The 12,821-nt window shown below is 72.8% G+C and carries 6 protein-coding genes and 1 pseudogene; 4 read left to right on the top strand and 3 right to left on the bottom strand.

Annotated elements, in window-relative coordinates:
* Positions 1-170: 170 nt before the first annotated feature.
* Complete coding sequence (locus ABZS40_RS32570; protein ID WP_354947953.1) at positions 171-437, top strand: hypothetical protein; 267 nt, start codon at positions 171-173, stop codon at positions 435-437.
* Positions 438-456: 19 nt separating this feature from the next.
* On the opposite strand, the gene ABZS40_RS32565 is transcribed toward ABZS40_RS32570, so the two are convergent.
* Positions 457-2,268: a VanW family protein gene (locus ABZS40_RS32565; protein WP_354947951.1), complete on the bottom strand. Its 1,812-nt coding sequence runs from the start codon at positions 2,266-2,268 to the stop codon at positions 457-459.
* A gap of 182 nt (positions 2,269-2,450) precedes the next feature.
* Between ABZS40_RS32565 and nudC the strand changes: the two genes are divergently transcribed.
* Entirely contained in the window at positions 2,451-3,368 is a 918-nt protein-coding gene (nudC, locus tag ABZS40_RS32560) for an NAD(+) diphosphatase (RefSeq protein ID WP_354947949.1), read from the top strand.
* Here the strand turns inward: nudC and ABZS40_RS32555 are convergent.
* Positions 3,265-4,557: a polysaccharide biosynthesis protein gene (locus tag ABZS40_RS32555; RefSeq protein ID WP_354947962.1), complete on the bottom strand. Its 1,293-nt coding sequence runs from the start codon at positions 4,555-4,557 to the stop codon at positions 3,265-3,267. The two genes, nudC and ABZS40_RS32555, sit on opposite strands and share 104 nt — an antisense overlap.
* Before the next feature lie 278 nt (positions 4,558-4,835).
* Positions 4,836-9,026: pseudogene (locus ABZS40_RS32550) on the bottom strand (alpha-(1->3)-arabinofuranosyltransferase); the annotation flags it as partial.
* Positions 9,027-9,186: 160 nt separating this feature from the next.
* On the opposite strand from ABZS40_RS32550, the gene ABZS40_RS32545 reads away from it, so the two are divergent.
* Positions 9,187-11,073 carry a hypothetical protein gene (locus tag ABZS40_RS32545; RefSeq protein ID WP_354947947.1) on the top strand — a complete coding sequence of 629 codons (1,887 nt, stop codon included), beginning with the start codon at positions 9,187-9,189 and terminating at the stop codon, positions 11,071-11,073.
* Entirely contained in the window at positions 11,074-12,819 is a 1,746-nt protein-coding gene (locus ABZS40_RS32540; protein ID WP_354947946.1) for a hypothetical protein, read from the top strand. It begins immediately after the preceding gene.
* Positions 12,820-12,821: the final 2 nt, after the last annotated feature.

Genomic DNA, 12,821 nt, shown 5'->3' with positions numbered 1-12,821 from the left:
ATGGTACTGCACTCGTGAGGGTGTGGGAGAGTAGGACGCCGCCGGACAATCTTCCAGATTAGGCCACCCCCACCGGGGGTGGCCTAATCTGCGTTTCTCCATAGACCGAACCAGTGGTCATCGGTCTACGGTCCAGGGCTGGGCCTGGCGCCCGGGGCTAGGCCCAGCCTGTGGATGGGGTCCTGATATTTGTGGTGTTCGCGGGCTGCGTGGCGGCGGTCCTGGGCACCCTCTGGCGGCTCGCGTCCCGGGTCCGTCGTCGTGGCATCGGTGGCGAGGTAATGGGTCCGTTCGAGGAGATGTGGCACCCCGCGGCGCATCGGTTCCGGGCCGAGATCCGGGTGCAGGAGACTCGCACGGTGCCCATGCCACCGCAGGGCGGCAAGCGCAATGGGCACGGCGGCAACGCGGCCGAGCTGACCCCGGACCTGAGCTGACCCGGAGCGGGTGAGGGCCTCAGGACGTCTTCGGGCCGCAGACGTAACGGGGCTCCGCGTCGTAGCGCCAGGTGAACTTCTCCCGCTTCACCACCGCGCCGTCCTTCTTCATGACCCGGAAGGCGTCCTGGGCGAAGCCGTTGATGCCGTTGGTCTCGATGCACGAGGGGCCGGGAGCCAGGTGGATCTGCTTCGGCGTCGTGATGTTGCGGCGTGGCCCGTACTCGGTCTTCACGCTGTCGTAGATCTTCGTGCTCCAGATGGACACGGTGATCGTGCTGGACGTGTACGAGGTGTCGATGAGCACGCCGTATTCGGTGTCGTTGCGGAACTTGAAGTCCAGATTGGGCCAGAAGATGGTCGACTCGATGACCGCCGGGTACCTGTCGAACCAGTACGAGTGCGGCTTGTGCTCGACGTCCTCCAGGCCGGCGTAGTAGGTCGCGTTGAACAGCGTGGTGGTGAACTGCGAGGTGCCGCCGCCTACGCCCGGCACCAGCTTGCCGTCGAGGATGACAGGTGCGTCCCGATAGCCCTGGGCGTAGCCGCGCTCGCCGGTGTGCCCGTTGAGTGAGAACGTCTTGCCGGGCAGCACGACAGTGCCGTCCACCTTCCTCGCGATGGTCGCGATGTTCTGGCTGCGCGACGAGGTCATGCCGCCGGTGAACCGGGTGGTGAAGGTCGACACCCGCTCCTTGATGCCCAGGCCGGCGAGCTTCTCCCCGGTCAGCTGCGGCGGCGTCGGCTTCAACTCGCCGGTCACCTCGCGGCCGTCCGCCTTGGGTAGCACGGCCAGCAGGTCTCGACTGAGGGCCGCCGTGTCCAGCTGCTGCCCGGATCGCCCCTCCTTGGCAGTGGGCCGGCCACCGGAAATCGTCATCGTGGCGTCCTTCGGTGGCACCTCGATGGCGGCCAGCCTTTCGCCGAGCGCCGTCCTCAGCCGCTTGACGTCCAGCGAGGGGGTGAGCTCGCCGGTCTTGTCGGCGCCGAACCGGAGGCTCTTCGCGATAGCGGCGGGCGGGATCGTCACCTGGCCCTTGTTGGTGCGCAGGGTGACCGGGGCGGCGACGGCCGGCTTCGCCAGCTCGCTGACCATCCGGTCCAACTCCTCCGGGGTGGTCGCCGGGTGGGTCTCCATCAGGGGCACGGTGACCGGAGCGCCTGCCAACCAGCCGGCGCGGACCACCTCGGCGGACCGCTCCGGGTTCAGAGCCAGCCCGGGCTTGGGTTGCACGACCTTCGGCGTGGTGCCCTGATAGGTGATCGCCGGCATCGTCATACCCTGGGCCTGGTCGCCGAGCACCTTACGGAGCGCGTCGTCCAACCGGCCCACGTCGACGGTCACCACCGGCTCGACGGTGCGGGAGCCGACCAACCGGCTGACCGGGTGCGCGTCCGCCTCAGCGGCTGCCGCGACGGTCGCCGGCACGTCGACGGTCAGCCCCACGTCGGCCGGGTTGATCTCGGCGGTGCGTCCGTCGACGGTGACCTTCAGCGGCGTGGCGAGCGTTGCCGCCCGCCGGTCCAGCTCCGCCCGCAACTCCCGGTCGGCGTCCGCACGGCTCCGGCCGCCCAGTTCGGTGCCGAGCACGCTGGTGCCACGGGGAACGTCACCGGCGTACGCCCAGGCGCCGGCGCCCGCCACGGCGGCGAGGACGCCACCGGTGATGCCGGCAGCGAGCAGCATCCGGACCCGACGCGGGCCCCCGTCCGGCGCGCCGGGAGCGGCAGTGGTGACCGGCTCAGGTCCATCGTCCGGCCAGGTGACCGCGGTGACCTGCACGGTGGGCCGGTCGTCGGCGGGTGGACTGTTTTCGCCGTACAGCGTCACTGCAACCTCGATCGCCAGGGTGCCGCGGGAGGTCCTCCCTCCCGGAGGCACCTACGGTAACGAATGCCCGGCCGTCCTCGGTGGCTGCGCCCACCAGGCGCTGCTACCGCGTGTCGTTCGGCGTGTCGCACCGGTCCGGGGGCGGTGCCGACGGCGGACCGCCGACGTGGCACGGTGACCGGGTGGACACTGCGGAGCGGGTGTTGGCGTACGGGGGCGGATCGCTGGACCGGGCGGGCCCGTTGCGCGCCGATCCGACGCGGTTGGGCGCGCTGCTCACCGAGTCGACCACAGTGCTGTTGCCGATGTGGCGGGACCGTTGTCTCGTCGACGGGCACGGGCCGGTTCGGCTCAGCGCGGAGCGCGCGGCGCTGGTCCGGTCCGCCGCCGACGAGACCGTCTTCCTGGGGCTCGATGGGGAGACCGCCGTTTTCGCCGCGGACCTCTCCGCGCTCCCCGAGCGGTCCGCCGTCGAGATGGCCGGTGCGGTGCGGTCCGTCGACGTGCGAGCACTTGTCGGGCGGCTCGAACCCGGCGACGCGGCCGTCCACGCGTACGCCAGGGGTCTGCTCCACTGGCACCGGCAGCAGCGATTCTGCGGGACGTGCGGCGCGCCGGCCGTCGCCGACGGCGGCGGGCACCTGCGGACCTGCACCGGGACGGAGTGCGGGCGTCTGCTGTTCCCCCGGATCGAGCCGGCGATCATCGTGTTGGTCGAGGCACCCGGTCGGTCGGGGCACTGTCTGCTGGCCCGGCACGCGGGCGCGGCAGAGGACGCGTACTCGACGTTGGCCGGCTTCGTCGAGATCGGCGAGAGCCTGGAGGACGCGGTCCGTCGGGAGATGGGCGAGGAGGCGGGCGTGACAGTCACCGACGTGACCTACCAGGGGTCACAGGCGTGGCCGTTCCCCGCCGGCCTGATGGTGGGCTTCCGGGCCACCGCCACCTCCGACGAGGTACGCGTGGACGGCGAGGAGCTGCTGGAGGCCCGGTGGTTCACCCGGGCGGAGCTGCGGGACCGGGCGGCCTCGGGTCGTCCGCTGGGTCGGGTGGATTCGATCGACCACCGACTGCTGACGGACTGGCTCGCGGAGGGCTAGTCGGCTCGGTCGCCGGGACCGGCGCGGGCCGACGGGGCGTCACCGCCATCAGCGCGGTGGTGACGATGGCAGTGCCCAGGGCTGCGAGGAGAAGACCGGGGACGCTGTGCGGCCGGAGGGTCGCGGTGACGGCCACCAGGCCGGCCACGCCCACCCACAGCGGTGCCGCCGCCCAGCGTGCGCCGGCCGCGAGGCGGTCGTTGAGCAGCACGAACGTCACCGCGTAGAGCGCACCGACCGCCGCGAAGAGGGGCGCGTAGCGGCCCAGGTGGTCGTAGTCGGGCCCACCGGCGAGGCGGAAGGCGAGCCCTCCGGCGAGCGTCGAGGCGAGGACCAGCACCAGGCCACACCCGCCCGTCACCGCGAGCGCAACCGTCCGGCTGCGTCGGTCACCGCGGGCCAGCCGCGGTAGGGCGAGAACGGCGGCGACCTGCGGCGCCCAGAGCGCCCCCTTGCTCAGGACGGTGCCGACCGAGTACGCCCCGGAATCCGACGGGGACAGCAGTTGGCGGGCCAGTAGCAGATCGGCGTAGGAGACGACGAGCATCGCCAGTGTCGCACCGCAGCCGGCAACGACCTGGGCGGCGGTCAGCCGCGGGGCGGTGGACGATCGTTCGGGCTCACGGGCGAGCCGGGCCAGCACCGCCGGGGTGAGGGCGGCGGTCAACGCGCCGACCGCCAGCGCACCGGTCGGTCCCGCGCCGAGCAGCAACCCGGCGATCACGCCGCCGTAGCGGCCGGCGGCGAGCACTGCCATCCCGATGGCGAGTCGTACGAAGCGCTGGCCGCCCTGCAACTCCCCGAGGGACCGCGAGGAGAGCACTATCGCCGCGGTGGTGACCGCCAGCAGCGCGGGCATCTCGACCGGGAGATCCAAGGCGCTGACCAGCAGTGGTGTCGCCGCGACGAGGGTTCCCGCGCTCACGGCGGCGGTGACGGCTGTGAGCCGCCGGGTGTCGGAGGCGCCGTGCCGGGAGCGGTGCACGGCGACGGCCAGCTGCAGGCCGAGCCCGGGCACACCGACGATGGCCACCAGACCCAGGGCGGTGGCGAGCGCGCTCAGGTCGGCCGGGTCGAGCCGCCGGGCGGCCAGCACCGGCACCAGGTAGGCGAGGCCGTTGACGAGAACCCCGGCCACCGTGACGCTGACCCCGGCAGCGCCGAGGCCGGTACTCCAGCCGCGTGTCAGCTCCGTCTGGGCCGCCGTCTCCCGACGGACGGGTCGTCGCGGGCTCACGTGATCTCGGAGAAGGTCGGAGGCTGCCCGTCGGCTGGCCCGGCCGACGGGCCGGTCCTCGCCGGCTCGGTCGCGTCGTGCTCGGCCGGGTCCGGCTCGCTGGCGTCCTGCTCGGCCGCAACCGGCTCGGCGGCGTCCGGCTTCGGGTCCTCCGCGACCAGCACGGCCGCCGGGACCGCTGAGGTCGCGGCGGTCGGCCTGGCCGAGCGTACGGGCCGTCGTCGGGCGGCGGTGGAGAGCCAGAGGGCACCCACTGCGACGACGATCGTGAGTTGCACCAGCGCGTCGCTGTTCCGCCGCGTCGAGTCGAGGTAGAGCAACCCGGCGAGCAGGACGAGCGCGCCGGGAAGCCAGGTCTCGACGGCCCGGCTGATCTTCCTGGCCCGACGTGGGTCGGCCGGCCAGGGCAGGCGACGTGGGCCGGGTACCGCCAGCATGAATCCCGCAGCGACCAGCAGACCGCCGATGAGGCCGCTCCACAGCACCAGCGCGGCGGCCCCGACGGCCAGCAGCGGCAGCGAGCGGGTGACTCGGCGTCGGCCGCGCGGTACGGCGGTCGCCGAGGTTCCCCCGGCGGGCTGTCGGGCGGGCAGCACCGCGAGCAGGACCACCACCGCGAGCAGGGTGCCGCCGAGGAGAAGCCCCGCCCGGTACGGGGTGTCCGGGGCGAAACGCAACAGCACCTCCCCGGAGGCGCCGGCGGGAATGATCCAGCCCTGCTGCCACCCGTCCACCACCAGTGGTTTCAGCGTCCGCCCGCCGAGGGTGGCCTGCCAGCCGGTGTTGGTGTTCTCCCGCACGGCGAGCACCCGGTCGACCTGGTGACTGGCCACCCGTACCCGTCGCTCGGTGGCTGCCCAGGATTCGATCTCGGTGGCGCTGGCGGCCGGCGGGGTTGTCGTGGCCTGCGTGGGCGTCCGGGGCACCAGGGCGACCCGGGTGGGTGAGGCCAGCTGGCTCGGGGTGGCGACGATGCGGTGCTCCCCACGGCCCAGGTCGAGCTGCCGGGGCGTGGCCCGGCCGCATGGTGTCACCGGCATCTCGCGCATGTCCAGCAGGTCGCGGAGCGTGCCGCGCAGCGTGGTGGTCACCCGTGCCGCGCCGATCTGGAGCGTCGGCCCCGATCCGCAGGCCAGCGCCAGGGGTGTGTCGGGGCGCGGTCCGACGGTGGGCGCTCCGGGCAGCACCGTCACCTCGCCGACCGCGATGGGCAACTTCTCCGGCAACCGCAGCTTGTACGGGTCGGTGCTGGTGGCGGACGGCTTGTCGAGGAACTGGATGGTGATCTCGTCGGTGCGCATCGGCGGGTCCAGGCGGAGCAGCCCGTCGTCGCCGAGAAGGCTGCTGCGGAAGCCGTCGTCGCCGACCACCCGCACACTGCCGAGACGGGTGGCGGCTGTCTTGTCGTCGACCGAGAAGCGGAGCCCGGTGATGGTCTGCGGCTTGAGCCACTTCAGACGCAGGATCGGTGCCTCGTCGTCGATCGCCGGTGACCAGCTGGTGGCGGGGTTCCCGTCGAGCGCCGCCCCGGCGCGGCCGGTCGGGTCGGGCACTGCCGTCGAGGAGGCGCTGATCTGCGCCGCGAGGCGCAGCGGCTGCGCGTCGGTGACCAACTTGTCGAGGGCGTTGTCCAGGTCGGGGCCGGCCGTGGGCCGCGCCCACAGCTCGGCGTCGTACGCGCCGGCCGCCGGCAGGGTCACTGTCCGGTCGATGGTGGACGCGTCCTCGGAACCACGGATGGTGTCGGTGGAGCAGCGCGGGTGCCCGTCGACGGAGAAGCAGGCCGGCGTGGTGGGTGCCGCCGACACGACGACGGTCGCCGGCCGATCGGTGACGGGTGCGGCGGGCAGGACCAGGGTGCGGCTGGTCTGAATGCCCGGAATCTTGATCTCGGCGATGCCGACCGAGCCGTTTCCCAACGGGCGCAGGTCGTACGCGCTGTCGACCGAGACCCGGACCTCGCGGGTGGCGTGCACGCCGGGCAGTTCGAACACCATGTGGTCGCTGAACTGTTCGATGGTGCTGCTCTCGTACCCGGCGCTGACGGTCACAGTGGTGGGCAGGGCATCGGCCTTCAGGTCGAACCACACCTCGACCCGGGTGACAGTCGTCGGGTTGGCGAGGCCCACCTCGATCCACTGCTGGTCGCTGGGTGAGTACGGCGCGGACTGCCAGGAGGTCGTCGGGTTGCCGTCCATCGCCGCGTACGGCTGGTGCTCGGGGCGGGCGCCGCCGGGGGAGTCCACCTGCGAGCGGGCGGTGGAGGTGCGGATCGCGTTGATGCCCTCGAAACGGGCGACGGTGGAGTGCTGGGCGCCCCACTCGGGCAGGTAGTCGTGGGCGGGCGCGTCGACCTCGAAGGTGTCGTCGGCGGTCAGCGTCTGGGAGGTGTTGTCGCGCAGTCCGCCGAACGACACGTCGCGTCTGCGCAGCCCGTCGGTCATCGCCACCGGCCCGGCGACCTCGGCGGTCGGCGCGTCGCCGGCCAGGATGGTGGGCGCCGAGCCGAGCTGCCCCGCCGCGGCGAGGTCGAGCAGTGATTCTGGGCCGCCCACCACTGTTGTCACGTCGGTCCGGTCGTAGGCGACCACCGGCTCGACGGGCCGGTCGACCCGGTAGACCTCCAGCGCCCGGACGGGCACGTCGAGCCCATGGTCGCGGAACTCGTCGGGGGACGAGGGCCCGCCGCGCAGGGGGCCGAAGGACGTGACGCGGGTCAACCCCGGTGAGCGCTCCAGCGCCTGGCGGACCACCGCTGGGCGGGCCGTGTCGGAGCGGCCATGGTCGAGGTCGGCGCGGAACAGGACGTGGCTGATTCCGGATCGGGCCAGCAGGTCCGCCAGGCCGGTCGACCCGGCGCCGGTGGCGAGCGTCGACTCGATCGCGTCCAGCAGCCGGATCGTGGTCGGCGGAGTGAAGGGGATGGCGTTGCGCACCGCCCACCGGCTGTTGAGCAGCGGCTGGGTGATCTCGTCGGTGGTGTTGCCCCAGTCGTACGACGGGAAGCGTGCCCCGGGCACGACGAGCACCCGTCCGCGCCCCGTGTTCGCGTCGAGCCAGTCGGTGGCGTCGTGCCAGTAGCCGGGCACCTCCTTGACGCTGCCCGGAGTGGCGAGACCGCCCGCGAGGGCGGGGGTGGCGACCGCCGTGACGGTGACGATGGCGGCGCCGGCGGTCAGCCAGGCGCGGGCGACGGTTCGCGAACGGTGCCGGGCGGGCGCGGTGCGCGCGGCCCGGACGGCCAGCCCGATCAGGTGCGCCATGCCCAGGCACAGGGGTAGGCGGAGCAGGACGTCGAACTTGTGCACGTTGCGCAGGGGTGCGCCGACGCCGTCGAGGAACTCCCGCTGTGGTCCGGCGAGGATGTTCGGCAGGTCGCCGACGTGCCCGAGCCCGACGAGCGCGACGCCGAGCACCAGACCGGTGATGAGGAACCGGCGGTGCGGCATCCCCCGTCGGGACAGCCCGAGCACACCGAGGGCGGCGACCGCCAGGGTGGCGGCGACCAGCACCGCCTCGTTGGCGAGTCGCGCACCGGACGGGATTGTCGGTCCGAACGGGGAGGCCAGGTAGGCGACCCAGTAGGAGGCGCCACGCAGCGTGGTCGCCGCGTCGGTGACGCTCGTGGTGTTCTGGGCGGTCTCGATGTAGTCCAGGAAGGGTGGGCTGTACCGCCCGAGGACCAGCAGCGGAACCAGCCACCACGCGGTGGCCAGGGCCACCGCGCCACACCAGGCGGCGATGGCGGTGGCGCGGCAGCGTACGGGCTGGAGGGTGGCGAGCCAGAGCAGGGCGAGTGGCACCACAGCGAACACGGCAGTGGCGTTCACCCCACCGGCGCAGGCGACGGCGATGGCCGACGCGGCGACGGCGCGTCGCAGTCGCGTGCCGGCGGCGAGGCCGACCAGTGGAATGAGCACCCAGGGGGCGACGGCGCTGGGCCAGGCTTCCACCGAGGACCAGCCGAGCTGGGTGAGGATGCGCGGTGACAGCGCGAAGGCGACGCCGGCGATCATGCGCCCGGCGGGCGTTCCGATGGTGAGCCTGCCCGCCAGGCGCACGGCCCCCAGGTAGGCGACACAGAAGAGCAGTGCCCACCACAGCCGCTGCACGACCCACGGCGCGAGACCGGACTCCGACCCGAGCAGGAAGAACGGGCCCATCGGCCAGAGATAGCCGTACGCCTGGTTCTGTAGTTGGCCGAACGTGCCGGTGGGGTCCCACAGGTGCAGCGAGCGGAGCAGCCACCCGGCCGGGTTGACGAACAGGTCGACCTTGGTGTCCGGGACGACCTGGCCCGGGGCCTGCTGGAAGGCGAGGGCGGTGAGCGCGATGCAGATGACCAGGTGCCGGAACCGTCGGGCCGTGTGCCGGCTCCGGCTGGACCCCGGAGCGGCGCCACTGGCCACCTCTGCACGCATTTCGGCTCCTGTCTTCACGGCCGGACGCGCACCTGCAGCCGACGACTGTCGCGCGACGTTATCCGGACCGGGCACGGACGGGCGACCAGGGGCGCTGCGGTGGCGTTATCGGGAGAACGGCCGTCCCCACGGCGTGTAAGCGTGTGGCAGGCTGCCGACCATGTCAATGCCAGAAGCTGAGGCCGAGACGCATCCGGAACGCGTCGCGTCCGATGGCGGCGGGCCGGGGCCGATCGGCCGATGGCTCCGCGCCGACGCCGTTCGCGCCGTGGCGATCGCCCTCATCGCCATGTCCGTTGCCTGGCGCGCCGGCCTCGCCACCCGTGGCTGGTTCTCGCAGGACGAGTTCGTCATCGCCGCCCAGGTTCTCGACACCGGCCTGGACGCGGACTATCTCCTGCGTACGTTCAACAACCACCTCATGCCCGGCGGCCTGTTGGTGGCGTGGGCGATGGTGCGGGCGGCGGGCTTCGCCACCTGGCCGTGGGTGTTGCTGCTGGCTGTTGGTCAGGCGGCGACCGGGCTCGCTGTCTACCGGCTGCTACGCGACCTGCTCCGGCCCGGTTGGGGCCTGCTCATCCCGCTGTGCCTGTTCGTGTTCAGCCCGCTGACGCTTGAGGTCTCCTCGCTGTGGTTGGTCGGGCTGCTCGTGCTGCCGATGCAGTTGGCACTGGTCATGGCGGTGGCAGCCCAGGTCCGGTACGTGCGGACCGGTCGCCTGCGGCACCTCGTGGCGGTCGCGCTCTGGCTGGTGTTCGGCCTGCTCTTCGACACCAAGTCCCTGCTGATCGTGCCGCTGCTGTTCCTGCTGACCGTCTTTCTCTTCACCTCCGGTGGTGTGTGGCGCAGTCTCGCGACGGCGGTCCGCCGGCACTGGCCGGCCTGGCTGATGCTCAGCGCGCTGTCGGGGGGATACCTGGCGTTCTACCTGACCCGACCCGCTGCCCGCGAGCTGGACGAACCCTCGTCCGTCGGTCCGGTCCTCAACTTCCTCGGCGACCTGGTCGGCAAGACAGTGGTGCCGGGTCTGCTCGGAGGTCCGTGGCGCTGGAGCTACGCCGGTGACGGTCCTCCGCTCGCCGACCCGTACGACATCGCCAAGTGGTTGTCCTGGGCGGTGCTGGCGACGCTGGTCGTGGTCACCGTCCGGCGGCGGCCGTCGGCCGGCCGAGCCTGGCTGCTGCTCACCTCCTACCTCGGTCTGGTCGCCACGCTCTTCGCCGTCACCCGGTTGGGCGGCCCGCTCGGCCCACTGGTCGGCGTCGTCCCCCGGTACGTGGCCGACGTGGTGCTGGTCGCCGCGATCTGTGTCGGCGCGGCCCTGCTGGGGATCAGGGACACCGACGAGGACGAGGTGTCGGCGTGGCCGGTGCCGACGGTCCTGCGGGAGCCCGGCGCGTTCGCGGTCGGCCTGGTCTCGATGATCGTCGTCCTGGCGACAATTGGCGTGGGCACCCTGTGGAGCACTGCCCGTTTCGGCGACAACTGGAGTACGAAGTACGGGCGGGACTATCTCGCGACGACGCAGGTCGAACTCGCCGCGGCGCCGCCGGGCACCGTCTTCTTCGACACCGCAGTCCCGGACCGGGTCGTCGCCGGCTACTTCTGGCCGGACAATCGCCAGTCGCACTTCTTCCGCCCGGCCGAGCGTCGACCCACCTTCGTGACGGAGGCCGCGCGGCCGTCGACCTTCGATGACCTCGGCCGGATCCGTCCGGTGGTGGTCGAGGGACGAAAGATCGTGCCCGGTCCGGTGGACGGCTGCGGGCACCTGGCCCAGGGCGGTCAACCCACTCGGATCCCGTTGGACGGGTACCTGGTGGAGTGGCCGTACGTGGTGCACTTCGGCTACCTCAGCTCGGGTGACTCGACAGCGCTGTTCCGGCTCGGCGACGCCACGCGCGAGATCACCCTGCGACGCGGTCTGAACGACCTGTTCTTCCTGCTGGAGGGTGCGGGGGACGCCGTCGAGGTCATCGTACGGACGCCAGGGGTCGGGGTGTGTACCGAGCTGATCACCGTCGGCCGGGCGGTGCCGGCATCGTGAATGGTTGAGCCGACCGACGGCGTCGAGGCCGCACCGGTTCGGCGGGCGCGGGACACGCTGTCGCTGTACGCGGTCGCGGCGGCGGTCACTGTGGTGGTGCTGGCCCCGCTGGCGGCGCCCGGCTACGCGTTGCTGTACGACATGGTGTTCGTACCCCGGCAGCCGTTGACCTGGGATCTGGTCGCCCCGGCGCAGAGTCTGCCCCGGGCGGTGCCGATGGACGCACTGGTCTCGCTGGTCACCCAGGTCGTGCCGGGTTGGCTGGTGCAGCGGCTGGCGCTCGCCGGGGCGGTCTTCCTCGCGGCGGTCGGCGCCGGCCGGCTGGTGCCGACCGACCGGCGCACGGTCCGGCTGTTCGCCGCGGTGGCGTACGCGTGGACGCCCTACCTCGCCGAGCGGTTGCTGATCGGGCAGTGGGGGCTGCTGCTCGCGTACGCCGCGCTGCCCTGGCTGGTGCGGGCGGCGTTGGACCTGCGGGCCGGGCGCGACGGCGCGCTCGCCCGGGTGGTGCTCGCCGCCGCTCCCGCCGCCATCACGCCGACCGGCGGTCTGATCGCGCTGGGCACGGTGCTGGTGCTGGCGTCGGACCGGATGCGCGCGCCCCGGTCGCTGCTGGTGTCGCAGCGGATGCATCCGCACCGGGCCCGGCAGGCGTTCGCCGCGGTCGGGGTGCTCAACGCCCCCTGGGTGGTCGCGGCAGTGGTCACCGGTGCCGGCGGTTCCTCGGACCCGGCGGGGGTGGCGGCGTTCGCTGTGCGTTCGGAGAACTGGGCCGGCCCGCTGGTGGCGCTGGCCGGGACCGGCGGCATCTGGAGCGCACAGGCCACCCCGGCCAGTCGCGCCGCGCCGCTGGTGCCGGTGGCGACAGTGGTGCTGCTGATCCTGGCCGGCGTCGGTGCGGCCCTGCTGCGGCGCCGGCTGCCCCCGGGTGTCGCGGCGCGGCTGGCGGTGCTCGCCGGGACCGGGTGTCTGCTCGCCGCCTTCGGGCTGCTCCCCGGCGGCGATGCCGCGCTGCGCTGGGCGGTGGTGCACCTGCCGGGCGCGGGGCTGCTGCGAGACGGCCAGAAGTTCCTGGCGCCGTACGCCCTGCTGTTGGTGGTGTGCGCGGCGTTGGGGGCCGAGCGGCTGGTGGCCCGGATCGACCGGGAGGTGGCCGGGGTGGTCCTGGTCGGGCTGCTGTTCCTGCCGGTGGCCGTCCTGCCGGACCTCGCGTTCGGCGGTGTCGGTCGGCTTCGTCCGGTGAGCTATCCGGCGGAGTGGCAGCGGGTGGCCAAGCACATCGAGGAGGAGCCGGGGGAGATCCTCGCGTTGCCGCTGAGCGCGTACCGGGCGTACCCGTGGAACCCTGGCCGGGTCGTCCTGGACCCGGCGCCCCGCTACCTGCCGGGGACGGTGCTGACCGACGACACGCTCCGGGTCGGCGACGTCGCCGTGGCCGGCGAGAACCCGCGCGTCCGTGAGGTGCGCCAGGCGCTGGCCGAGGGGCGGCCGGTCTGGACCACTGGGGTGCGCTGGGTCCTGGTGCAGCACGAGGTCTCCGGCGCTGTGGATTCTCAGGTGCTCGGCGGCCTGGTGCGCGTCCACGACGGACCGTTCCTCACGCTGTACCGCAACCCGGCGACGGTGCGGGATTCGGGCGGGTCCGGGCCGGCCCGACTGGCGGTGGTGGCGGCCCTCAGCGCTGCCCTTCTGGTGGTCATCGCTGCCGCCGTTTCGGCACTACACCGGCGAGCTACCGCGTGGTAACG

Source organism: Micromonospora sp. NPDC005324, from assembly GCF_040607155.1.
In the GTDB taxonomy this organism is placed as follows: domain Bacteria; phylum Actinomycetota; class Actinomycetes; order Mycobacteriales; family Micromonosporaceae; genus Micromonospora; species Micromonospora trifolii.
The sequence above is the reverse complement of the archived record's forward strand: the minus strand, read 5'-3'. Positions and strand labels throughout refer to the sequence as shown.

Excerpts from the sequence above, each read along its gene's own strand:
- ABZS40_RS32545 (WP_354947947.1), top strand. The coding sequence starts at position 9,187 with ATGTCAATGCCAGAAGCTGAGGCCGAGACGCATCCGGAACGCGTCGCG.
- ABZS40_RS32540 (WP_354947946.1), top strand. The coding sequence starts at position 11,074 with ATGGTTGAGCCGACCGACGGCGTCGAGGCCGCACCGGTTCGGCGGGCG.